Source organism: Cellulomonas taurus, from assembly GCF_012931845.1.
GTDB classification, from domain to species: domain Bacteria; phylum Actinomycetota; class Actinomycetes; order Actinomycetales; family Cellulomonadaceae; genus Cellulomonas; species Cellulomonas taurus.
On sequence record NZ_CP051884.1, the window covers coordinates 906,199 to 929,470 of the forward strand.

General features: G+C 70.6%; 25 protein-coding genes. 21 read left to right on the plus strand and 4 right to left on the minus strand.

Features of this window, described 5'->3' with window-relative positions:
* Positions 1-17: 17 nt before the first annotated feature.
* Both HGK68_RS04115 and HGK68_RS04120 read right to left on the minus strand, forming a co-directional pair.
* Entirely contained in the window at positions 18-1,139 is a 1,122-nt protein-coding gene (locus HGK68_RS04115) for a glycosyltransferase family 4 protein (RefSeq protein WP_169164812.1), read from the minus strand.
* A gap of 26 nt (positions 1,140-1,165) precedes the next feature.
* Positions 1,166-1,900, minus strand: coding sequence for a hypothetical protein (locus HGK68_RS04120; RefSeq protein ID WP_169164813.1), 735 nt, complete (start codon positions 1,898-1,900; stop codon positions 1,166-1,168).
* 148 nt (positions 1,901-2,048) lie between these two features.
* On the opposite strand from HGK68_RS04120, the gene rpmE reads away from it, so the two are divergent.
* From rpmE to HGK68_RS04205, 17 genes are all read left to right on the plus strand, one after another.
* Positions 2,049-2,261: a 50S ribosomal protein L31 gene (gene rpmE, locus HGK68_RS04125; protein ID WP_169164814.1), complete on the plus strand. Its 213-nt coding sequence runs from the start codon at positions 2,049-2,051 to the stop codon at positions 2,259-2,261.
* Positions 2,262-2,328: 67 nt separating this feature from the next.
* Positions 2,329-3,423, plus strand: coding sequence for a peptide chain release factor 1 (gene prfA / locus HGK68_RS04130; protein ID WP_169164815.1), 1,095 nt, complete (start codon positions 2,329-2,331; stop codon positions 3,421-3,423).
* Positions 3,420-4,328: a peptide chain release factor N(5)-glutamine methyltransferase gene (gene prmC, locus HGK68_RS04135; RefSeq protein WP_169164816.1), complete on the plus strand. Its 909-nt coding sequence runs from the start codon at positions 3,420-3,422 to the stop codon at positions 4,326-4,328. Before prfA ends, prmC begins: the two co-directional genes overlap by 4 nt.
* A gap of 14 nt (positions 4,329-4,342) precedes the next feature.
* Positions 4,343-4,999 carry an L-threonylcarbamoyladenylate synthase gene (locus HGK68_RS04140; RefSeq protein ID WP_169164817.1) on the plus strand — a complete coding sequence of 219 codons (657 nt, stop codon included), beginning with the start codon at positions 4,343-4,345 and terminating at the stop codon, positions 4,997-4,999.
* Positions 4,996-6,180, plus strand: a complete 1,185-nt coding sequence (locus HGK68_RS04145; RefSeq protein ID WP_169164818.1) for an MraY family glycosyltransferase — start codon at positions 4,996-4,998, stop codon at positions 6,178-6,180. Before HGK68_RS04140 ends, HGK68_RS04145 begins: the two co-directional genes overlap by 4 nt.
* A 46-nt stretch (positions 6,181-6,226) precedes the next feature.
* Positions 6,227-6,805, plus strand: a complete 579-nt coding sequence (locus HGK68_RS04150; RefSeq protein ID WP_246260578.1) for a Cg1360 family ATP-synthase-associated protein — start codon at positions 6,227-6,229, stop codon at positions 6,803-6,805.
* A gap of 111 nt (positions 6,806-6,916) precedes the next feature.
* Positions 6,917-7,705, plus strand: a complete 789-nt coding sequence (atpB, locus tag HGK68_RS04155) for a F0F1 ATP synthase subunit A (RefSeq protein WP_169164819.1) — start codon at positions 6,917-6,919, stop codon at positions 7,703-7,705.
* Positions 7,706-7,791: 86 nt separating this feature from the next.
* The gene (atpE, locus tag HGK68_RS04160) at positions 7,792-8,007 is read left to right on the plus strand and encodes an ATP synthase F0 subunit C (protein WP_203767609.1); all 216 of its coding nucleotides are present in this window, start codon (positions 7,792-7,794) and stop codon (positions 8,005-8,007) included.
* Between the two features lie 4 nt (positions 8,008-8,011).
* Positions 8,012-8,578 (plus strand): F0F1 ATP synthase subunit B, encoded by a 567-nt coding sequence (locus HGK68_RS04165; protein WP_169164820.1) that lies wholly within the window; start codon positions 8,012-8,014, stop codon positions 8,576-8,578.
* Entirely contained in the window at positions 8,578-9,393 is an 816-nt protein-coding gene (locus tag HGK68_RS04170; RefSeq protein WP_169164821.1) for a F0F1 ATP synthase subunit delta, read from the plus strand. Before HGK68_RS04165 ends, HGK68_RS04170 begins: the two co-directional genes overlap by 1 nt.
* Before the next feature lie 60 nt (positions 9,394-9,453).
* A complete protein-coding gene (gene atpA, locus HGK68_RS04175) occupies positions 9,454-11,082 on the plus strand; it encodes a F0F1 ATP synthase subunit alpha (RefSeq protein WP_169164822.1) in 1,629 nt (542 codons plus the stop codon).
* A 2-nt stretch (positions 11,083-11,084) separates the two neighbouring features.
* Complete coding sequence (locus HGK68_RS04180; RefSeq protein ID WP_169164823.1) at positions 11,085-11,978, plus strand: F0F1 ATP synthase subunit gamma; 894 nt, start codon at positions 11,085-11,087, stop codon at positions 11,976-11,978.
* 71 nt (positions 11,979-12,049) lie between these two features.
* Positions 12,050-13,528 carry a F0F1 ATP synthase subunit beta gene (atpD, locus tag HGK68_RS04185; protein ID WP_169164824.1) on the plus strand — a complete coding sequence of 493 codons (1,479 nt, stop codon included), beginning with the start codon at positions 12,050-12,052 and terminating at the stop codon, positions 13,526-13,528.
* Positions 13,528-13,815, plus strand: coding sequence for a F0F1 ATP synthase subunit epsilon (locus tag HGK68_RS04190; RefSeq protein WP_169164825.1), 288 nt, complete (start codon positions 13,528-13,530; stop codon positions 13,813-13,815). The genes atpD and HGK68_RS04190 overlap by 1 nt, the downstream gene beginning before the upstream one ends.
* A 7-nt stretch (positions 13,816-13,822) precedes the next feature.
* Positions 13,823-14,248, plus strand: coding sequence for a DUF2550 family protein (locus HGK68_RS04195; RefSeq protein WP_169164826.1), 426 nt, complete (start codon positions 13,823-13,825; stop codon positions 14,246-14,248).
* Positions 14,249-14,260: 12 nt separating this feature from the next.
* Positions 14,261-14,956 (plus strand): endonuclease NucS, encoded by a 696-nt coding sequence (gene nucS / locus HGK68_RS04200; protein WP_169164827.1) that lies wholly within the window; start codon positions 14,261-14,263, stop codon positions 14,954-14,956.
* 61 nt (positions 14,957-15,017) lie between these two features.
* A complete protein-coding gene (locus HGK68_RS04205; protein ID WP_169164828.1) occupies positions 15,018-16,289 on the plus strand; it encodes an N-acetylglucosamine-6-phosphate deacetylase in 1,272 nt (423 codons plus the stop codon).
* An 18-nt stretch (positions 16,290-16,307) separates the two neighbouring features.
* Here the strand turns inward: HGK68_RS04205 and HGK68_RS04210 are convergent, their stop codons facing one another.
* The gene (locus HGK68_RS04210) at positions 16,308-17,552 is read right to left on the minus strand and encodes an MFS transporter (protein WP_169164829.1); all 1,245 of its coding nucleotides are present in this window, start codon (positions 17,550-17,552) and stop codon (positions 16,308-16,310) included.
* A 74-nt stretch (positions 17,553-17,626) separates the two neighbouring features.
* Positions 17,627-18,292, minus strand: a complete 666-nt coding sequence (locus tag HGK68_RS04215) for a 7-cyano-7-deazaguanine synthase (protein WP_169164830.1) — start codon at positions 18,290-18,292, stop codon at positions 17,627-17,629.
* A 364-nt stretch (positions 18,293-18,656) separates the two neighbouring features.
* Here HGK68_RS04215 and HGK68_RS04220 point away from each other — a divergent pair, with 364 nt between their 5' ends.
* The 4 genes from HGK68_RS04220 (at position 18,657) to HGK68_RS04235 (ending at position 22,978) form a co-directional block, all read left to right on the plus strand.
* Positions 18,657-19,721 carry a LacI family DNA-binding transcriptional regulator gene (locus HGK68_RS04220; RefSeq protein ID WP_246260699.1) on the plus strand — a complete coding sequence of 355 codons (1,065 nt, stop codon included), beginning with the start codon at positions 18,657-18,659 and terminating at the stop codon, positions 19,719-19,721.
* Positions 19,722-19,732: 11 nt separating this feature from the next.
* Positions 19,733-21,046 carry an ABC transporter substrate-binding protein gene (locus tag HGK68_RS04225; protein ID WP_206155802.1) on the plus strand — a complete coding sequence of 438 codons (1,314 nt, stop codon included), beginning with the start codon at positions 19,733-19,735 and terminating at the stop codon, positions 21,044-21,046.
* A gap of 76 nt (positions 21,047-21,122) precedes the next feature.
* Positions 21,123-22,058: a carbohydrate ABC transporter permease gene (locus tag HGK68_RS04230; protein WP_169164833.1), complete on the plus strand. Its 936-nt coding sequence runs from the start codon at positions 21,123-21,125 to the stop codon at positions 22,056-22,058.
* Entirely contained in the window at positions 22,055-22,978 is a 924-nt protein-coding gene (locus tag HGK68_RS04235) for a carbohydrate ABC transporter permease (protein ID WP_425483674.1), read from the plus strand. Before HGK68_RS04230 ends, HGK68_RS04235 begins: the two co-directional genes overlap by 4 nt.
* Positions 22,979-23,272 lie beyond the last annotated feature (294 nt).

Below are 23,272 nucleotides of genomic sequence, written 5' to 3' on the forward strand. Positions count from 1 at the left end.
CACCGCCGTTCCGTCGTTCAGTGCCGGCGCCGGGCCGCCAGCGCCTCGTCGTACCAGGCGAGTGTCCGCTCGGTGATCGCCCCGGCCTCGAACCGCTGCGCCGCCGCCCGCTGGGCGGGCACCACCGCCGACCGGCCGGCCGGGTCGTCCAGCCACCGCCCCAGCAGCCGCGCGAACGCCGTCGTGTCGCGCGGGTCGACCAGCTGCGACTCCAGCCCGGCCATCGTGGTCCGGTAGCCCGGGTTGTCCCCGGCGATCACCACACCGGTCGCGGTCGCCTGGGCCTCGACCACCGAGATGCCGAAGCTCTCCCCGCCGAGCGAGGGCAGCACCACCAGATCGGCGCCGGCGAGCAGGGCGTCCTTGTCCTCTTCGGCGACGAACCCGGGGAAGTCCACCCGGTCGCCGATCCCCTCCTGCTCCGCCGCTGCGCGCAGGTCGTCCAGCAGCGGCCCGCGACCGGCCAGAGTGAGCGTCCACGGCCGCTCCGGGTCGCCGCGATGCAGCGCACCCGCTGCGGCGATCAGCTCCCGGGGGCCCTTCCGCTCCACCAGTCGACCCAGGAACACCAGGCGCGGCACGGTCGCGGGGGTGACCGCCACCGGCTCGGGCAGCTCGACCGGCGCTCCGATCACCGGCACCGGACGGTGATAGGCGCCCTCCGCCGACTCCTGCGCCGCCTCGGAGAGCGCCGACAGCGCGTCGAACCGCCGCAACCGGGAACGTTCCAGGCCGCCGAGCGCCCGGATACCCCACCGGGTGAGGGCGTCCTGCGGGTAGATCATGAACTGGCCGACCACCGCCGTCCGGGGCCCGGCCGCCGACACCAGCTGTCCGGCCAGGAACGGGCTGTACGGCATCGCCACGTGCAGCACGTCCAGATCCAGCCGGTTCAGCAGCGCCCGGGCTGCGGACCGACGCAGCGGCAGCGGGGTGCCGAGCCGGTTGCCGTTGAACTTCACCGCCACGGTGCGGGACAGCACGTGCAGGTGCGGCAGATCCGTGCGCTCAGTCGCCGACGTCAGGTAGTGCACCTCGTGCCCGAGCGCCGTCAGCCGCCGCCCCAGGGTCAGGATGATCTGTTGCACCCCGTCCGGTCGGTCCAACCCGTCGTCGATGGCCAGACCGATCCGCAGCATGGCCGCCATCGTAGGACGTGCCGAGGTCAGGCAGCCGCCTCGTGCACTCCGTCGGCCTGCATCGTGCGGGTGCCGCAGGTGATCGCGTGCGCTGTGTCCGCGGCGTCCTGGCCGCCGGTCACGGTGTCGGTGGTCCCGGCCGCGGCGACCGTGCCGGTCAGCGTGATCTGGGTCCGGGTGATCGAGCCGTCCACATCGTTCAGCCCGACCAGGTCGGGCTCGCCGTCGCCGGTGATGTCCACGCAGCCCACCCCGGTGCCGTTCCCGGCGAAGCCCTGGTCGAACTGCCACGGCTTGCCCTCGGCGTCGGTCACGTCCACCAGCCCGCAGTCCTGGACCATCAGCAGGTCGGCCACCCGGTTGTCGGAGAGCAGCACCAGGGCCGGGTCGGTGGCGGCGGGGCGCAGCGCGAACGCGGAGGCCCCGGCCGGGCCCGCCAGGTCGATCGGGTGGGTGAAGGTCGCGCCGGAGGCGGTGGTCACGCCCAGGGTGCGGGCGGCCCCGTCGTCGTCGATCCAGAGCTGGTCGTCGGCGCCGTCACCGTCCAGGTCGATGGTCGTGATCGCCTGCGCGGTGGCGGGCACCCCGTCGCCGCCGGGCGCGCAGCCGATGGTGGTGGCCGTCGGGCTCGGAGAGGTGGCCGCCGGGGTGCTGGGTGCGACAGGCGGCTCGGAGGTGGTGCCGGTGGCGTCGCCGCCGCCGGAGCAGGCACTGAGCAGCAGGATCCCGGTCAGGGCGACGGTCAGGTGCACACGACTCATGCCGTCGACGCTAGGACCAGCGGAGCGATCGCGCCCGGCGGGAAGATTTCACCACCCGGCGCTGTTCTGGCATCATGTTCCGTCGGTCTGCGGTTCACGTGCGCACCCCGCGTACGACCCGGAGACACTCTGACTAGGAGAGCACCCCATGAAGTCTGGTATCCACCCCGAGTACGTGGTGACCACGGTGACCTGCACCTGTGGCAACACCTTCACCACCCGCTCCACCGAGACCTCCGGCGAGATCCGCGCCGACGTCTGCAGCGCCTGCCACCCGTTCTACACCGGCAAGCAGAAGATCCTCGACACCGGTGGCCGCGTGGCCCGGTTCGAGGCTCGCTACGGCAAGCGCTCCAACTGACGACCCTGGCGCCGGTGATCACCTCCGTGGTCACCGGCGCTTGTCATGTCCGGACCCGGGAGTGCAGATGAGTGAGTCCTTCGCGGCAGCGCGACCGATGCTGGACGAGCACGCCCGGATCGAGCAGCAGCTCGCCGACCCGGCGGTGCACGCGGACCCGGTCGAGGCGCGCCGCCTGGGCCGCCGCTACGCCGAGCTGGGCCGGGTGGCCGCCGCCTACCGCGAGTGGTCCGCCGCCGAGCAGGACCGCGCCGACGCCACCGAGCTCGCCGAGGTGGACCCGGCCTTCGCCGCCGAGCTGCCCACACTGACCGAGGCCGCCGCCCACGCCGCCGACCGGCTGCGCCGGGTGCTGGTGCCCCGCGACCCGGACGACGCCCGCGACGTGATCCTGGAGATCAAGGCCGGTGAGGGCGGCGAGGAGTCGGCGCTGTTCGCCGGCGACCTGCTGCGGATGTACCTGCGGTTCGCCGAGCAGCGCGGGTGGAAGACCGAGGTGCTGGAGTCCACCGGTTCCGACCTGGGCGGCTACAAGGACGTCCAGGTCGCGATCAAGGCGCGCGGCACCGTCACCGACCCGGCCGAGGGGGTCTGGGCGGCGCTGAAGTACGAGGGCGGCGTGCACCGGGTCCAGCGGGTCCCGGTGACCGAGTCGCAGGGCCGCATCCACACCTCCGCCGCCGGGGTCCTGGTCTTCCCCGAGGTGGAGGATCCGGGTGAGGTGGAGATCGACCCGAACGACCTGCGGATCGACGTGTACCGCTCCTCCGGCCCCGGTGGTCAGTCGGTGAACACCACCGACTCGGCCGTGCGGATCACCCACCTGCCCACCGGCATCGTGGTGTCGATGCAGAACGAGAAGTCGCAGCTGCAGAACCGGGAGCAGGCGATGCGGGTGCTGCGCGCCCGACTGCTCGCCGCCCAGCAGGAGGCCGCTGCCGCCGCCGCGAGCGAGGCGCGCCGGTCCCAGGTGCGCACGGTGGACCGCTCCGAGCGGATCCGCACCTACAACTTCCCGGAGAACCGGATCGCCGATCACCGCACCGGTTACAAGGCCTACAACCTGGACGCGGTGCTGGACGGTGATCTGGCCCCGGTGATCCAGTCCGCGATCGACGCCGACGAGGCGGCCCGGCTGGCGTCCGCGGCGGAGCAGGCATGACCGCCCCCACCCTGCGTGCCCTGGTCGACGGGGCCACCGCCCTGCTGGACGAGGCGGGCGTCGGCTCGCCGCGGCACGACGCGCTGGCCCTGGCGGCGCACGTGCTCGACCTGCCGCGGGTCGACCTGGTCCTCCCGCCGCCGGTGCCCGAGGGCTTCGCGGCCGAGTACGCGGCGGTGGTGGACCGGCGGCGGCTCCGCGAGCCGTTGCAGCACATCGTCGGCAGCACCGTCTTCCGCTACCTCACCATGCTGGTCGAGCCCGGGGTGTTCGTGCCCCGGCCGGAGACCGAGACGGTCGCCCAGGTGGCCGTGGACGAGGCGGCGCGGCTGACCGTGCTCGGCCAGGACCCGATCGTGGTCGACCTGTGCTGCGGCGCCGGGGGGATCGCCCTGTCGGTGGCGACCGAGGTGCCGGGCAGCCGGGTGACGGCGGTCGACGCCTCCCCGGCGGCCGTCGACCTGACCGGGCGCAACGCGGCGCTTGCCGGTGCCGAGCTGACCGTGCTGACCGGTGACGTGCGCGACCCGGAGCTGTTGGCGGAGCTGGACCACCGGGTGGACGTGCTGGTGTCCAACCCGCCGTACATCCCGCCGGACGCGGTGCCGGTCGACCCCGAGGTGCGTGACCACGACCCGGACCTCGCCCTGTACGGCGGGGGAGCGGACGGTCTGGACGTGCCCCGGGCGGTGATCGCCGCGGCGGCCCGACTGCTGGTGCCCGGCGGGCTGCTGGTGATGGAACACGCCGAGGTGCAGGACGCCCAGGCGCGGGCCGCTGCCATCGAGTGCGGCGGATTCGAGGACGTGCGCACGGTGGCCGATCTGACCGGTCGGCCCCGGATGCTGGTCGCCCGGCGTTCGACCGTCGTGGGCGAGCCGTCCCCGGCATCCAGCCCGACGTGACAGACTCCCATCCCGTGAGTGCCGATTCGATTCTGGACGCCACCGACCCTGCTGCCTGGGGACCGGCGATCGACGCGGCGGTGCACACCGTGTCCCGCGGCGGACTGATCGTGCTGCCCACCGACACCGTGTACGGCATCGGCGCGGACGCCTTCACCCCGGAGGCGGTCGCCGCGCTGCTGGCCGCCAAGGGCCGGGGACGCCAGCAGCCGCCGCCGGTGCTGATGCCGGACGTCGCCACGCTGGACGGCCTCGCCACCTCGGTGCATCCGGCCGTGCGCGACCTGGCCGCCGCGTTCTGGCCCGGGGGCCTCACGATCATCGTCCGCGCGCAGCCCTCCCTGATCTGGGACCTGGGCGAGACGCACGGCACCGTGGCCCTGCGGGTGCCCGACCACCCGGCCGCGCTGGCCCTGCTGCGTCGCACCGGCCCGCTGGCGGTGTCCTCGGCGAATAAGACCGGACAGCCGTCGGCGCTGAACGTCGCCGACGCGCACGAGCAGCTCGGCGACGCGGTCCAGGTCTACCTGGACGGTGGCCCGACCCCCGGTGGGGTGGCCTCGACGATCATCGACGCGACCGGCGACGACCTCACCGTGGTCCGCCAGGGCGCGATCAGCATGGAGGACCTCCGGGCGGTGGCCCCGGTGGAAGGCGACGCCGGCCGGTGAGGGTCTACGTCCTCCTGCTGCTGGTCGCGGCGGCGTCCACCTACCTGCTGACGCCGCTCGCCCGGTGGTGCGCCCTGCGTTGGGGCGCGATCACCGCGGTGCGTTCCCGGGACGTGCACACCATCCCGACGCCCCGACTGGGTGGGATGGCGATGCTGGCCGGGATGTTGGTCGCCCTCGCCTTCGCCACCCAGATGCGGTTCCTGGCGGACGTCTTCGTCAACCCCCGCCCGGTCCTCGGGGTGATCGCCGCGGCGATCATGGTCTGCCTGCTCGGGATCGCCGACGACATCTGGGACCTGGACTGGATCACCAAACTGGTCGGTCAGGTGCTCGCCGCGCTGATGATGGCCTCCCAGGGGTTGCAGCTGTACCAGCTGCCGATCGGCGGCGTCGTGCTCGGCTCCAGTCGCCTGTGGCTGGTGCTCACCGTCCTGACGGTGGTGGTCGCGATGAACGCGGTGAACTTCGTCGACGGGCTCGACGGGCTGGCCGCCGGGCTGATCGCGATCGGCGGCGCCGGGTTCTTCCTCTACTCCTACTGGCTCACGGTCAGCGCCGGATCCACCAGCTACGCCAGCCTCGCGACCCTGATCATGGCGTTGCTGGTCGGGGCGTGCCTCGGCTTCCTGCCGCACAACTTCCACCCCGCGCGGATCTTCATGGGCGACTCCGGCTCGATGCTGATCGGGCTGATGATCGCGGCCGCCGCGATCCGGGTCACCGGGCAGATCGACACCGGCACCCTGCCGCGGCAGTCGTTCCCGGCGTTCCTGCCGATCCTGCTGCCGGTGGCGGTGCTGATCCTGCCGCTGCTCGACATGGGCATGGCGGTGATCCGGCGGGTCGGCTCCGGCAAGTCGCCCTTCCACCCGGACCGGATGCACCTGCACCACCGGATGCTCGCGCTCGGCCACAGCCACCGGCGCGCGGTGATCATCCTCTACGTCTGGACCGCCGTGTTCACCGGCACCGCCGTCGCGCTGGTGTGGTTCTCCACCACCGCCGTGCTGATCGGCATGGGCGTCGGGATCGTGGTGGCCCTGTTGCTCACCCTCGGCCCGCTGCGTGGTTCGCGCGGCACCCCCGGTGACCCGGACGTCACCGCCGACGACCCCGGCCCCGACCGGCCGACACCGCTGGCCCGCACCGCCCTGAGCGCCGACGGCACGCGGCCCTGAGTCGCCTCCCGACCCACCCCACCCCTGAGCACCCGAGGACCCAGCCGTGAGCACCGACGCCACCCAGCCCGAGCCGAACGGCACCGACCCCGAGTCCGTCGCCGCGGCACCGGACGCCGGGCAGCAGCCGGTCCCAGCACAGCAGACCGCCGAGCAGCGGCGCGCGGCGCGGGAGCGGGAGATCCTGGCCGCCACGGCCGCGCCGCAGACCGCGCCGGTGTTCCGCACCGCGCTGCGCGACACCCTCCTGCTGACCGGTGCCCTGGTGGTGCTCGGCGGCGGGATCGGCCTGGCGGTGGCCGGGACCCCCGGACTGTGGGGTGCGCTGATCGGCGCCGGTCTGGCCCTGGTCTTCTCCGGTGCCACGCCGCTGTCCATGCTGCTGACCGCCGGGTCCACCGTGCAGCGAATGACCGCCGTGGTGATGGTGACCTGGCTGGTCAAGGTGCTGCTGGTGATCGTGGTGCTGGTCGTGCTGCGCGGCCTCGACTTCTACGACCACCGGGTGTTCGGCATCGTCCTGCTGGTGGGTGTAGCCGCGTCGGCACTTCTCGATTACCGTGCAGTCGTGCGTCATCGCGTGCCCTACGTCACGCCCGATTCGCCCAACTCTGAGCAGATGTGATGTACGAGTCATCCTGTGAGTTAGGCTGCACGACGTCCGACAGCCACTACGGTGCCGGCTGCGCCCCTTTGACCCCAGGAGCCTGAACCTTTGTTCAACCTCGTGCCTTCAATGTTGTCCGCCGCGGGGGACGAGTCCGGCTTCCACGTGCCCACGATCGCGGAGTTCTTCCCCGACGCGATCCTGTTCGGAGGGACCCCCTTCGAGCTGAACCGGATCATGATGGTCCGGATCATCGCGGCGATCGTGCTGTGCGGGCTGTTCCTGCTCGCCGCGCGTCGGGTGCGGTTGGTGCCGGGCCGTGGGCAGAACATCGCCGAGCTGGCACTCGACTTCGTCCGCGTCCAGATCGCCGAGGAGATCCTCGGCAAGCAGGGCGGCCGCAAGTACCTGCCGCTGCTGACCATCCTGTTCTTCACCGTGCTGGCGATGAACATCACCGGCGTCATCCCCGGCCTGAACATCGCCGGTAGCTCGGTGATCGGCCTGCCGCTGGTCCTCGCGATCATCAGCTGGATCGCCTTCATCATCGCGGGCATCAAGGCCCACGGCGTGACCGGCTACCTCAAGGAGTCGCTGTTCCCGGCCGGTGTCCCGTGGCCGGTGTACATCATCCTGACGCCGATCGAGCTCATCTCGACGTTCATCCTGCGGCCCGCCACGCTGACCATCCGTCTGCTGGTGAACATGATCTCCGGCCACCTGCTGCTGGTGCTGTGCTTCGCCGCGACGAACTTCCTGTTCTTCGAGGCGGCCTCGGCCCTCAAGGCGGTGGGTGTCGTCACCTTCGCCGCCGGCCTGGCGTTCACCCTGTTCGAGATCTTCATCGCCGCCCTGCAGGCGTACATCTTCACCCTGCTCAGCGCGGTGTACATCCAGCTGTCGGAGTCGCACCACTGATCCGACCGCGCCTCACCCCCGAGGACAACCGGCCTCGGCCGGTCCCGTAGTGCCTGTCCCGACCCGGGACATCAACGGAAGGAAACATGATCGTGGAGATCACCGGAGACCTCGCCACCATCGGCTACGGCCTGGCTGCCATCGGCCCCGGCATCGGTCTGGGCATCATGGTCGCGAAGACCCAGGAGGCGACCGCTCGCCAGCCCGAGATCGCGGGTCTGCTGCGGACCAACATGTTCATCGCGCTGGGTGCCATCGAGGCCCTGGCCCTGATCGGCTTCGTCGCCGGCTTCGTCTTCTGATCTGATGCACGCCTTCGTCACAGCCGCCGAGGAGTCGACGCACAGCGTCCTGCTCCCGGCGACCTACGACATCGTCTGGTCCCTGGTGGTCACGGCGATCATCGCCGCGGTCTTCATCAAGGTCCTGCCGAAGTTCCTCAAGGTGCTCGACGAGCGCACCGCGAAGATCGAGGGCGGCCTGGAGAGCGCGGAAGAGGCGCAGGCCGAGGCCCAGCAGCTGCTGGACGAGTACAAGCAGCAGCTGGCCGACGCCCGTGCCGAGGCGGCGCGCATCCGCGAGGACGCGCGCACCGAGGGTGGTGCCATCGTGGCGGAGCTGCGGGCGAAGGCCCAGGCCGACGCCGCACGCATCGTCGAGACCGCCCAGCGCCAGATCGAGGCCGAGCGTCAGCAGGCAGCCGAGTCGCTGCGTCAGGACGTCGGCGAGCTGGCGGTCGAGCTGGCATCCCGGATCGTCGGGGAGTCGCTGGCCGACCAGGCCCGCCAGTCCCGCGTGGTCGACCGCTTCCTCGAGGAGCTCGAGACCGAGACCGCGGTCGTCGACCCGTCCAGCACGGCGGCTGAGCGCTGATGCGCGCGGCGAGCCAGGCATCCCTGACGGCGGCTGCCGAGCGTTTCGAGACGCTCTGGCAGCAGGTCGGCGCGGACGCGGCCCAGCTGGGCGCCCAGGTGTTGGCCGTCGCGGACGTGGTCCGTGCCAACGGTCAGCTCCGTCGCGCGCTCACCGACCCGGCCGCCCCCGGTGAGGCCAAGGCCGCACTGGTGACGACCCTGCTGGGCTCGTCGACCGACGGCCGCGTGGTCGACCTGCTCGCCGGTGTGGTCCGTTCGCGCTGGTCGCACGAGTCCGATCTCGCCGAGGCGCTCGAACAGCTCGGCCGTGAGGCAGTGCTGGCCGGGGCCGAGGCGGAGGGGGTGCTCGACACCGTCGAGGAAGACCTGTTCCGCACGCAGCGGTTCCTGGTCGCGCAGCGGGACGTCCGGGAGGCGCTCGTCGCCCGGGTGACCAACGCCGCTGCACGCGAGGAGCTGATCCGGCAGTTGTTCGGCCCCGCGGTGCACCCGCTGACGCTGATGCTGCTGGAGCGGATCACGCACCAGATCGATCGCGCCGGTTCGGTGTCGGCCGTCGGCGCTCTCGCGGACGCCGCCGCGCAGCGCCGGTCGCGCACCGTCGCCGTCGTCACCAGTTCCACCCCGCTCACACGGGAGCAGGAGGACCGACTGCGGTCGGGCCTCGCCCGTGCCTACGGCCGCCAGGTACAGCTGAACATCACCGTGGACCCGTCGGTCCTCGGCGGGATGCGTGTGCAGGTCGGTCCGGACGTCATCGACGGCACCGTGTCGGCGCGAGTCGCCGACGCCCGCCGCCGTCTGGCCGGATGACCCGGCGCAACCAAGACTTGACCGGTCGCACCCGCGCATCGGTCTCGACAGGAGAGAACAATGGCTGAGCTGACCATCGGGCCGGACCAGATCAAGGCTGCGCTCGACAGCTTCGTGAAGTCCTACGAGCCCACCGCCGCCGCCTCTGAGGAGGTCGGCCGCGTCACCCTGGCCGCCGACGGCATCGCGCAGGTCGAGGGCCTGCCGGGTGTGATGGCCAACGAACTGCTCCGGTTCGCCGACGGCACGCTCGGCCTGGCCCAGAACCTGGACGTCCGCGAGATCGGCGTCGTGATCCTGGGTGAGTTCTCCGGGATCGAGGAGGGCCAGGAGGTCCGTCGGACCGGCGAGGTCCTCTCGGTGCCGGTGGGCTCGGGCTTCCTCGGCCGCGTGGTGGACCCGCTGGGTCAGCCGATCGACGGCCTGGGCGAGATCGAGGCCGAGGGTCGCCGTGCGCTGGAGCTGCAGGCACCGGGCGTGATGGCGCGTAAGTCGGTGCACGAGCCGCTGCAGACCGGCATCAAGGCGATCGACACCATGATCCCGATCGGCCGTGGCCAGCGTCAGCTGATCATCGGTGACCGCCAGACCGGCAAAACGGCGATCGCGATCGACACGATCATCAACCAGAAGGCGAACTGGGAGACCGGCGACCCGACCAAGCAGGTGCGCTGCATCTACGTCGCCATCGGCCAGAAGGGTTCGACCATCGCCGCCGTGCGTGGCGCCCTGGAGGACGCCGGTGCGCTGGAGTACACCACCATCGTGGCCGCTCCCGCCTCGGACCCGGCCGGGTTCAAGTACCTGGCGCCGTACACCGGTTCGGCCATCGGCCAGCACTGGATGTACGAGGGCAAGCACGTTCTGATCGTCTTCGACGACCTGTCGAAGCAGGCCGAGGCCTACCGTGCCGTGTCGCTGCTGCTGCGTCGTCCGCCGGGCCGCGAGGCGTACCCGGGTGACGTCTTCTACCTGCACTCCCGTCTGCTGGAGCGTTGCGCGAAGCTGTCGGACGAGCTCGGTGCCGGTTCGATGACCGGTCTGCCGGTGATCGAGACCAAGGCGAACGACGTCTCGGCCTACATCCCGACCAACGTCATCTCCATCACCGACGGTCAGATCTTCCTGCAGTCGGATCTGTTCAACGCGGACCAGCGCCCGGCGGTCGACGTCGGTATCTCGGTCTCCCGTGTCGGTGGTGACGCGCAGATCAAGGCGATGAAGAAGGTCTCCGGCACGCTGAAGCTGGACCTCGCGCAGTACCGGTCCCTGGAGGCGTTCGCGATGTTCGCCTCCGACCTGGACGCGGCTTCCCGCGCCCAGCTGACCCGTGGCGCCCGGCTGATGGAGCTGCTCAAGCAGCCGCAGTACTCCCCGTACCCGGCCGAGGAGCAGGTCGCCTCGGTGTGGGCCGGCACCAAGGGCAAGCTGGACGACGTCCCGGTCGCGGACGTCGCCCGCTTCGAGTCCGAGCTGCTGGACCACCTGCGCCGCAACACCGACGTGCTCTCCACGATCATCTCCACCGGCAAGCTGGAGGAGGACACCGAGGACGCCCTGGCGGCCGCGGTCGAGGAGTTCCGCAACGGCTTCCTCAAGGGCGACGGCACTCCGCTGGTGGGTGGCGACGACGAGGAGTCCGAGACGCCGGTCGAGCAGGAGCAGATCGTTCGTCAGAAGAAGGGCTGAGCATGGCCGGACAGCAGCGGGTCTACCGCCAGCGGATCAGGTCGACCCAGTCTCTGAAGAAGATGTTCCGCGCCCAGGAGCTGATCGCCGCCTCGCGGATCGGTCGCGCCCGGGACCGGATGGCAGCCGCCAGCCCCTACGCCACGGCCATCACCAAGGCGGTGTCGGCGGTGGCGACCCACTCGGACGTGCGGCACCCGCTCCTGGCGGAGCGCCGTGACACCAACCGGGTCGCGGTGCTGCTCATCGCCTCGGACCGCGGCATGGCGGGCGCCTATTCGGCGAGCGTCATCCGCGAGGCCGAGGCGCTGATCGAGCGGTTGCAGGGTGAGGGCAAGGAGGTCGCGCTCTACGTCTCCGGGCGGCGGGCCGAGGCCTTCTACACCTTCCGGCACCGCGAGCTCGCGGCGTCCTGGACCGGTCAGTCGGACGCGCCGACCGCGGACCTCGCCGAGGAGATCGCCGGCCGACTGCTGGCGGACTTCGCGGCCCCCGCGGACGAGGGCGGGGTGGGCGAGCTGCACATCGTGTCCACCCGGTTCCAGAACATGGTGAGCCAGCGTCCCCAGGTGATCCGGATGCTCCCGCTGGAGGTCGTGGACGGCGTCGTCGAGCACGACTCCGGCGAGACCCTCCCGCTCTACGAGTTCGAGCCGAGTGCGGAGGAGGTGCTGGACGCGCTGCTGCCGCGGTACGTCCGGACCCGGATCTACTCCTGCCTGCTGCACGCGGCGGCCTCGGAGCTGGCTTCCCGGCAGCGTGCGATGCACACCGCCACGGAGAACGCCGAGGACCTGATCCGCATGTACACCCGACTGGCCAACCAGGCCCGTCAGTCCGAGATCACCCAGGAGATCAGCGAGATCGTGTCGGGCGCCGACGCGCTCGCCTCCTGATCTCGACAGATTCCGCAGACAGAGACATCCCCACGCCGCCGCACGCGGCGGCAAAGCAAAGTGAGGCAGACATGACCGCCACCACCGTCGACGCGAAGGACACGGCCGCCGCGCCGGGCGTGGGCCGCGTCGCACGCGTGATCGGGCCCGTCGTGGACATCGAGTTCCCTGCGGACCAGATCCCGGAGATGTACAACGCGCTGACCGTCGACATCGACATGTCCGGTCAGGGCGAGGGCGAGAGCTCGTTCACCATGACCCTCGAGGTCGCCCAGCACCTGGGTGACTCCCTGATCCGGGCCATCGCGCTGAAGCCGACCGACGGCCTGGTCCGTGGCGCCAAGGTCACCGACACCGGCGCGCCGATCAGCGTGCCGGTCGGCGACATCACCAAGGGCCACGTGTTCAACGTGACCGGTGAGGTGCTCAACCTGGCCGAGGGCGAGAAGCTCGAGATCACCGAGCGCTGGCCGATCCACCGCAAGCCGCCGGCCTTCGACCAGCTCGAGTCGAAGACGACGATGTTCGAGACCGGCATCAAGGTCATCGACCTGCTCACCCCGTACGTCCAGGGTGGGAAGATCGGCCTCTTCGGTGGTGCCGGTGTGGGCAAGACCGTGCTGATCCAGGAGATGATCCAGCGCGTCGCCCAGGACCACGGTGGTGTGTCGGTGTTCGCCGGTGTCGGCGAGCGCACCCGTGAGGGCAACGACCTGATCGGTGAGATGGAGGAGGCCGGGGTCTTCGACAAGACCGCCCTGGTCTTCGGCCAGATGGACGAGCCGCCGGGCACCCGTCTGCGGGTGGCCCTGTCCGCTCTGACCATGGCGGAGTACTTCCGCGATGTGCAGAAGCAGGACGTGCTGCTCTTCATCGACAACATCTTCCGGTTCACCCAGGCGGGGTCCGAGGTCTCGACCCTGCTCGGCCGGATGCCCTCCGCGGTGGGCTACCAGCCGAACCTGGCGGACGAGATGGGTCAGCTGCAGGAGCGCATCACCTCGACCCGTGGTCACTCGATCACCTCGCTGCAGGCGATCTACGTTCCGGCCGACGACTACACCGACCCGGCTCCGGCGACCACCTTCGCCCACCTGGACGCGACCACCGAGCTCTCCCGTGAGATCGCCTCGCGTGGTCTGTACCCGGCCGTGGACCCGCTGGCCTCGACCAGCCGGATCCTCGACCCGCGGTACGTCGGCCAGGAGCACTACGACGTGGCCACCCAGGTGAAGTCGATCCTGCAGCGCAACAAGGAGCTGCAGGACATCATCGCCATCCTCGGTGTCGACGAGCTGTCGGAGGAGGACAAGACCGTCGTGGCCCGCGCCCGCCGGATCCAGCAGTTCCTCTCCCAGAACACCTACATGGCCGAGAAGTTCACCGGTGTGGTCGGTTCGACCGTGCCGGTGGCCGAGACGGTCGAGGCGTTCAAGAAGATCGCGGCCGGCGAGTTCGACCACATCGCCGAGCAGGCGTTCTTCAACATCGGTGGTCTGGAGGACCTGGAGCGCAACTGGGCCCGGATCCAGAAGGAGTACGGCGTCTGATGGCCAAGCAGCTGGAGGTCGACCTGGTCGGCACCGACGGGACCATCTGGTCCGGTGCCGCCCGGTCGGTCAGCGCGCCCGCGTCGGACGGCGAGATCGGCATCCTGCCCGGTCACACCCCGGTGCTCTCCGTGCTCGCGCACGGCCGGGTCCGGGTGACCGTCGAGGGCGCCGCCTCGGGTTCCGATCTGTCGTGGGTCGTCGAGGGCGGCTTCCTGTCCGTCGACGACGACCAGGTCACGGTGGTGGTGGACGGGCTCGACGAGTCCGCCACCCCGGCCGCCTGATCCACCCGTGCACGGGGTCGGCTGGCTGCTCGCGCTGCTGGTGCTGGCCGCTCTCGTCGCGGTGGCCGGCGTGGCGCTGTCCCGCTGGCACACCCTGACCCGTCGGGTGGGTTCCTTCTCCTGTGCACTGCGCGCCGGGGGCCGTCAGGTCCCCGGCGTCGCGCATTACGGGGCGCGCAGCCTGTACTGGTTCAAGCTCCGCTCGCTGTCCTTCCGGGCCACCCGCACCTGGACCCGCTCCGGGCTGAGCGTGCTCGAACGCACGCCGGTGCACCCCGACCGCCCGGGGTCGCCGTTGATGGTGCGCTGCCGGGTCGCGGGCGGGCCGGTCGGTCTGGAGGAGCAGGTGGAGCTGGTGATGTCCCGCGAGGCCTACGCTGGTCTGACCTCCTGGCTGGAGGCCGGACCCTCCGCCCCGCACCTGGTGATCTGAGTAAGGAAGTCCATGCGTCTGCTCGTCGCCCGCTGTGCCGCCCGGTACAGCGGCCGCCTGAACGCCCACCTGCCGCTGGCCACCCGGCTGGTGGTGGTCAAGGCCGACGGTTCGGTGCTGCTGCACTCCGACGGCGGGTCGTACAAGCCGCTGAACTGGATGAGCCCGCCGTGCACGCTGCGGACCGCCCCCGCCGAGGGTGAGGCGGTGGAGCGCGGCGTCGAGCAGGTGTGGACGGTGCAGCACACCAAGAGCGACGACCGCCTGGTGATCGAGATCCACGAGGTGCTGCACGACTCCGAACACGACCTCGGTGTCGACCCGGGTCTGATCAAGGACGGGGTCGAAGCACACCTGCAGGAACTGATGGCCGCCCAGATCGAGGTGCTCGGCACCGGGCACACCCTGGTGCGCCGGGAGTACCCGACCGCCATCGGGCCGGTCGACATCCTGGCCAAGGACCCCGGCGGCGGCACGATCGCCGTCGAGATCAAGCGCCGCGGCGACATCGACGGCGTGGAGCAGCTCACCCGCTACCTCGAGCTGCTGAACCGGGACCCGCTGCTGGCCCCGGTGCGGGGCGTGTTCGCCGCACAGGAGATCAAGCCGCAGGCCCGGGTGCTGGCCACCGACCGGGGGATCAGCTGCCTGGTGCTGGACTACGACGCGATGCGCGGCGTCGACGACGTGGACTCCCGGTTGTTCTGACCTGCACACCCGTGACCTCCGGCCATGGCCCCGCGCCGACCGGTGGGGCCACAATGGCACGGTGAGCGAGCACACCCCGACAGTCCTGCGTGGCGAGGTCGTCACCCCCACCGAGGTCATCACCGACGGCGTCGTGGTGCTGACCGGCGACGTGATCGCCTGGGTCGGACCGGTGACGGCGCTGCCCAGCCAGTGGCGGGACGACCTGCCGGACGACCCGACGCCGGGCACCACGGTGCTGCCCGGCCTGATCGACATCCACGACCACGGCGGCGGCGGGGAATCGTTCCCGGACGCCACCAGCGTCGAGCAGGCCAGGACCGCCGCCCGCGAGCACCTGCGGCACGGCACCACCGGTCTGGTCGCGTCCCTGGTCACCGCGCCCCGGGACGTGCTGCTGGCCCGCGCGGCGCTGCTGGCGGACCTGGTCGACGGCGGTGACCTGATCGGCATCCACGCCGAGGGCCCGTTCCTGTCGGCGGACCGGTGCGGCGCGCAGAACCCCGGCGACATGCTCACCGGCGACCCGGAGCTGGTGGCCGAACTCTCGGCGGCCGCCCGTGGCCACCTGGTCACCATGACCATCGCCCCCGAGGTGCCCGGCGTCGCGGACGGTGGCCCCGGCCGCCCGGACGCGATCGCCGCCCTGGTCGCCGCCGGCACCGTGCCCTCCATCGGGCACACCGACGCGCACGCCCCCGTGGTGGAGGCCGCGATCGAACGCGGCCGCGCCCTGCTGGCCGGCGGTGCTCGGGCCGAGGCCGTCGGTGGCGGAGCGCAGCCCGGCCGCTCGCCGCGCCTGACCGCGACCCACCTGTTCAACGGCATGCGCCCCCTGCACCACCGCGACCCAGGACCGATCGCCGCCTGTCTGGCCGCGGCTGCCCGGGGCGATCTGGTGGTCGAGCTGATCGGTGACGGCACCCACCTGGATCCGCACACCGTCCGCAGCATCTTCGACCTGGTCGGGCCGGAGCAGATCATGCTGGTCACCGATGCGATGGCGGCTGCCGGGATGCCGGACGGTGACTATCGACTCGGGCCGATGGCGGTCCGGGTCGGCGGGGGAGTGGCCCGGCTGATCGAGGCCGACGGCAGCGCGGGGGCGATCGCCGGTGGCACCGCGCACCTGATCGACGTCGTGCGCGCCACCGTGGACGCCGGGGTCGGGCTGCTCGCCGCGGTCCGGTCCGCCGCCACCACCCCGGCGGCGGTGCTGGGCCGGGCGGACCTGGGAGCGCTGATCGCCGGTCGGCGGGGCGACGTCCTGGTCACCGACGCGGAGCTGGCGCCGGTCGCGGTGTACCGGGCCGGGGTGTTGGTCGAGGACTGACCCGGCAGCCTGACCCGCTCAGGCGTCGGCCGGCGAGGGAACGTCCCGGCCGTGGACGCACCGGTCCGCTGACTCGCGCCCGAGCACGATCAGTGCGGCACACCCCGTGGCGCCGGCGATGATCGCTGCCAGTAGCCACGTGGCCCGGGACGCCCCGAGCGTTGACTGCAGCCACGGCGCGGCCAGATACCCGAACGGGATGAGTCCGAACGATCCCACGTAGTCGAAAGACGAGACCCGGCCCAAGATGTCCGCGGGTACGCCGGTCTGCAGGGCGGTCGTCCACCAGATGCCGGCAAGGTCGAGAGCCGCGCCCGCGATCCCGGCTGTCACCATCAGGATGGGGAGAGAGGCGTTCGACGCCACTGCCGTCAGCGGCACCACGGTGACCGACTGGGCCAGGACGGACGCGACGGTGAGGTTCCTCGGCTTCCATCGCAACCCAGCGACGGACCCGAGCAGGTAGCCGACGGCCATCGTCGACCCCACGAGCCCCCATGAGCGGGACGTGCCACCGTTCGCCACGACAGTCGCCGGTGCGAGCACCCCGAAGCCCGCGGTCCACGCGAGCAGGGCGAGCGAGAATGCGGGGATGCACACCAGCAACCAGGTGCGTCGGCGGACTTCGCGCCAGCCTGCCGCGAGCTGCCGCCACGTCCCCGAACTCGTCGCTGCCGAACCGACGATCGGGACCGTCATCAGCACCAACGTCGAGATCAGTGCACTCGCCGAGTCGATGGCGATGACCCAACCCGAACCGGCCGCAGCGACGACCAGACCTCCCGCGGCCGGGCCGATGACCGAGCTCGCGTTGCGGACGACCCGCATGAGTGCCTGTGCCGGTTGAATCAAGTCAGCCGGGACGAGCGCCGGCGTGGTGGCGTAGATGGATGAGGCTGCCAGCGCCTGCGCGGAACCCAGGACGAGCACGGCGCACACCAGGAGGACGAGCGTGGCGTGATCGGTCAACAGCGCCGCCGCGACGCAAGCCTGCACTGCGGCGCCGACCGCGCTGCAGATGACCATGATCGTTCGACGGTGGTAGCGATCGGCGAACACACCCCCGATCAACCCGAACACCACCGACGGTAGGGCGCGCGCACCGAGGAGCGTTCCGGCGCCTCCGATCCCGTAGTCCGATCCCAACATCGCGAAGAGCAATGCGACCGTGGTGCCGGCCGAGCCCCACCACACCAACGCTTGAGCCGCGAAGAAGCGCATGAACGCTCGGTGGGCGGCCAGCGCGCGCAGATCGGTGATCATCACACCTCCCGTGAAGATCGGAGGGGTGGGCCCTCGCGGATGTATGCCCACCCCTCCGGTGCGTTCGGCTGCGGTCAGACGATGGCTACCGGCGTCTCGCGTCCGAGCCCCGCGTACTCGGTGGTATCGACCAGGCCGGCACCGGCGAACGCCCGGCGACGGATGCCGCAGGCGAGACACTCTCCGCAGTGGGTCGTGGAGCCCTCGGTGCACGACCACGTGGCCGCCAGATCGACGCCGAGCTCGACGCCACGCGCGAACACCTCGGACTTCTCCATGCCGAGCATCGGTGTCAGGACGGCGAAGTCCTCGCCGAGATCGATCGAGATCGCGCGGGAGAGCGTCGCGAAGAACTCCGCGCAGTTGTCGCGGAACATGGTGTCGCCCTTGTGTACGCCGTAGTACAAGGTGCGAGCGCCCATCGAAGCGGCCACCGAGGCGACAATGCTCAGTGCGACCCCCGAGCCGAACGGCTCGGTGACACGGCACATCATCGGGGCGCGCAGGACGGCGGGGAGGGGCTTCCGGTAGATGTCCCGCAGGCCCTGCGACAAGTCGATGGTGTGCAGCTCCGCGCCGACGGCGGCCGCCTGCGCGGCGGCGCGCGGTGCGTCCGCGGGGGACTCGAGCTCGCCGAGATTCAAGTGGATCGGGAGCGGACGCTCTCCGCGGGCGTACAGATCGTGCAGGAGCACCGCGGAATCGGGGCCTCCGGAGACGAGGACAGCGCTGTGCGACATCGAGCTTCCCTTCTTCACTCGTGGGTGTGACAGGCAGTCACGCTAGATGTCACTCGTTTGGCGCAATGGGACCTCGGCCTCTGGCGCTGGTGGCGGCACTCCCGGAGCACTCTCGGAGAAGCCGGAAGCCTCGGTCGGCGTGGTGCTGTCGCGACGGCGGCGGTTCGCGGCGAAGTCGAACCGTTTCGCCTACCGGACTGCGTCGTACCGCTCCACGCCGCTCAGTCCGTTATCGAAGCGTTTCCGCGCAGCGCTGGACCTCGGATAAATTCGGCGGCTAGAGTAACGCCGCGCGAAGCGCTTCGACTCTCCAACGACGGAGGGCCGTGCCGTCGAGGATGAGGGCAGTGACGTGGTGGTGACGATGCAGGACGTGGCGCGGCACGCGGGTGTCGCCCTGTCCACCGTCTCGGCCACCCTGACCGCCGCCCGACCGGTCTCCGCGGACACCCGCGCCCGGGTCGAGGCATCGATGGCGGTCCTCGGGTACCGGCCCAATGCGCTCGCCCGAGGTCTGGCCACCAAGCGCAGCCGGGTGCTCGCGCTGGCCTTCCCGATGGGACCGGCCGGGCTGTCCCGCACGTCGGCCGAGTTCGTGCTGGGAGCCACCGAGGCCGCTCAGGATCGTGGTTACCAGCTGGTGCTCTGGCCCTTCGCAGCTGACGCCGCCGGGGCGCTGCTGGACGTCGCGCGGCAGGGGCTGGCGGACGGTGTGCTGCTGATGGAGGTCGGGCTCGCCGATCCGCGGGTGTCGGCGCTGCTGGCGGCAGGGATCCCGCTGACGTTGATCGGCCGCACCGCGCAGGACGGCCTGCCGGTGGTGGATGTCGATTTCGACGCCACCCTGACGGCCGCGGTGCAGCACCTGGCCGGTCTCGGCCACCGCCGGATCGCGCTGGTCAACCACGACGCGCACCGGGTCGCCGACGGTCACGGGCCCACGGTGCGGGCGGGCCGCGCCTTCCATCGGGTGAGCGCGTCGCTCGGGCTCGATGTCCGGGAGCTGTTCGCGGCGGAGTCGGTGGCCGGTGGCCGCCTCGCCGCCGAGGACCTGCTCGACGTGCCCGAGGCGCCGACCGCCGTGATCGTGATGAACGAGGAGGCGGCGTTCGGGCTGGCCGCCGAGTTCGCCGCCCGCGGTGTGCGCATCCCGGCCGATCTGTCGGTGGCCGCGGTGGTCTCCACCCCCGCGGTCGCCGGGCAGACGGTGCCGCCCCTGACCACCTGGCACGCGCCGGGCGCCGACCTCGGCCGGGCAGGGGTCGACACCCTGCTGACCGTGCTGGACACCGGCGAGGTGCCGGAACCGGTGCTGATCGGCTGCGGGCTGGTCGACCTCGGCAGCACCGGCCCGGCCACCGGACCCGCGCACGCACCCCAGACCCCCGGTGAGTCACCGGCGCACGACAACCCAGCAGTCACTCGATGAGGAGGAACGACGTGAAGTCTCAGCGCACCCGGTACGTGGCCGGCGCGATGGCGCTCGCCCTGCCCCTGGCCCTGGCGGCCTGTGGTGGCGACAACGGTGGCGGTGGTGGGGGCTCCGACGCCGACACGCTCACTGTCTGGCACTACGAGAACGACGAGTCGGCGATGGGGCAGGCATGGGCCCGCGCCATCGAGATCTTCGAGGACGAGCACCCGGACGTCACGGTCAAGGTCGAGAACCAGACCTTCGAGCAGATCCAGAAGAACGCCTCGATCTTCCTCACCGGCGACGACGTGCCGGACGTGATGGAGTACAACAAGGGCAACGCCACCGCCGGTCAGCTCGCCTCGCAGGGGCTGATCAGCCCGCTGACCGACGAGGCCGAGTCGCGCGGCTGGGACCAGAAGCTGCCCGCCTCGATCCAGACCACCGGGATGTACGACGAGCAGGGTCTGATGGGCTCGGGCGACTGGTTCGGCGTCGCCAACTACGGCGAGTTCGTGGGCAACTACTACAACGACGACATGTTCGCCGCGAACGGCATCGAGATCCCGACCGACTTCGACTCCTTCGAGGCGGCGCTCGCCGCGTTCAAGGACAAGGGCATCACGCCGCTGGCCGAGGCCGGATCGGAGTACCCGATGGGCCAGCTCTGGTACGAGCTGGTGCTGCACTACGGCGACCGCGACCTGGTCGACGACTACCAGCTGTTCAGCAACGACGTCGACTTCCACGACCAGGCGTTCACCCAGGCCACCGAGAAGCTGGACGAGTGGATCAAGGCGGGTTACATCGCCTCGGACTCCGCTGCCCTGACCGCCGAGGACATGGGCGTCTCCTTCATCAACGGGACCTACCCGATCATGGTGTCCGGCTCCTGGTGGTTCGGTCGCCTCAACGAGGAGATCCCGTTCCAGTGGAGCCAGGGGCTGTTCCCGGGCAACGACCTGCACCCGGGCTCCTCCGGCAACCTCTGGGTGGTCCCGGAGAACGCGGCAAACAAGGACCTCGCCTACGACTTCATCGACATCACCCTGAGCGATGAGGTGCAGGAGATCCTCGGCCAGGCCGGTGGTCTGCCGGTGGCCGCCCCCGACTCGTTGGACATCACCGACGAGAAGACCAAGGCGATGACCGACAACTTCACCGAGATCCTCGACGAGGACGGTCTGGCCTTCTACCCGGACTGGCCGGTGGCCGGCTTCTACGACGTGCTGGTCTCGGAGATGCAGTCGCTGATCAACCAGTCGAAGACCCCGGACCAGGTGCTCGACGCGCTGTCCAGCGCCTACGAGCAGGGGAAGACGGACCTGCTCGAGGGCTGATCCGCTCCGCCGGCCCCGTCGTCGCTGGCGGCGGGGCCGGTTCCGCTCCCACACCCCCACCCCCTGCGGAGATCTGATGTCCACCACGACCGCCACCCCGCGCCGACGGAAGAACCGTGGCCGGTGGGGTTATCTGCCCTACCTGCTGCCGGGTCTGATCGGCTTCACCGTCATCATCCTGATCCCGTTCGGGATGAACATCTACTACTCCCTGCACAAGTGGAAGGGCGGCAACGCCCCCATGCGCTGGTACGGCCTGGGCAACTACGCCGACCTGATGCGGGACGAGCAGTTCTGGACCTCGTTCAAGAACTCGATCGCCATGATCGGCGCCATGGTGATCGTGCCGACCGTCGTGGGTCTGCTGCTCGCCACCGTGCTCTTCGACGTGCTCGGCAAGCGGTTCGGCCCCCGGGTGGCGTCCACCCTGCGCGCGCTGTACTACCTGCCGCAGATCCTCCCGGTCGCGGTGGCCGGTGTGCTGTGGAACTGGATCCTCAACTCCCAGACCGGCGCGGTCAACGTCATCCTGCGCGGGATCGGTCTGGACAACCCGCCGAACTGGCTCGGCTCGACCGACACCGCGCTGCCCAGCGTGATGCTGGTGCTGATCTGGATCCAGATCGGCTACCCGGTGGTCATCTTCATGTCCGCGTTGCAGCGGGTGGACCCCGAGCTGTACGAGGCCGCCGAGCTGGACGGTGCCGGGTGGTGGCACCGGTTCCGGGCGATCACCCTGCCGCAGATCAAGCCGGAGACCTTCGTCATCACCCTGACCTGCACGGTCGCGGCGCTGAAGGTCTTCGGACCGATCTACGTGCTCACCCGCGGCGGCCCGGAGAGCTCCACCCTGGTGCCGAGCTACTACTCGTACCTGAACTTCTTCGACAAGTCGAAGGTCGGCTACGGCGCCGCGATCGCGAACGTCCTGACGTTGCTGATCATCCTGGTCGCCGTCGTCATCATGGTGTTGCAGGCCCGCAGCGCCCGTCGTGAGGAGGAGGGGCACTGATGGCCACCCAGATCGAGACGCTGCCCGGCACCGGATCCGGGGTCGGCGCCGGCAAGCTCCCGCGCAAGCCCAGGACCCGCGACCTGGACCGTCGGCACCGTCGTGGCGCCGCACGCTGGTTCGTGCTGGCGGCGGCGATCATCGTCGCGGTGTTGATGATGATCCCGTTCGTCATCATGGTGCTGAACGCCTTCAAGTCGCCCGCCGACTACTCCACCAACGGACCGCTGAGCATTCCGCAGGAGCTCTACACCGACGGCCTGGTCAACTTCTGGGAGCGGGTCAACTTCCCGCAGAAGCTGCTGAACTCGGTGTGGATCTCGGGTTTCGTGGCGATCTTCGCGGTGTTCGTCTCCCTGTTGAGCGCCTATGCGCTGGGCGTGGGCAGGATCAAGGGCCGGATGTCGATCGTCACCCTGTTCCTGCTGGCGAACATGCTTCCGCAGGAGGTGCTGGTCTACCCGCTGTTCCAGATGGCCCAGCGGGTCGGGCTGAGCAACAACCAGTGGTCGATCATCATCATCTTCACGGTGATCCAGGCGGCGTTCGGCACCTATCTGCTGTCGTCGGTGCTCGGCACGTTCCCGAAGGCGTTGCTGGAGGCGTCGGCGCTGGACGGGGCGGGGAGGTGGCGCACGCTGTGGAGCGTGGTCTTCCCCGTGGTGCGGCCGACCATGTCCGTCCTGGTGATCTTCTTCTTCATCTGGACCTGGAACGAGTTCTTCATCCCGCTGGTCATGCTGACCACCAATGCGACCCAGACCATCCCGGTGGCGCTGGCATCGCTGCAGGGCGACCGGATGATGGACGCGCCGACGACCAATGCCGGTGCGCTGGTGTCGATGATCCCCGCGATCATCTTCTTCATCCTGTTCCAGCGGACCCTGACCCGGGGGATCACCGCGGGTGCCGTGAAGTGAGCTGATCGGTCGCGGGGGGAACGGGGCGGGTGCCGGAGGGTGCCCGCCCCGTCGCGCGTTCGGGTGCGGGTCGGCCGTGGCGCGCCCAGCCCCGCGCCCCATGTCCGGAGTTGCGCGGTCGTGTCCGCACCTGAGCGCATGGGGGTTGTCACACCTGGCGCACAGCCCGTAAGGTCACCCCAGCGAGACCGTCGAAGCGCTTGCGCGTCGAGGGCAGTGACGACCTCCCCCGCGGTGGTCCCGCGGTGCCGAGGAACCGAGCACATCGCGGTGCCACGCCTAAGTCGACACTCC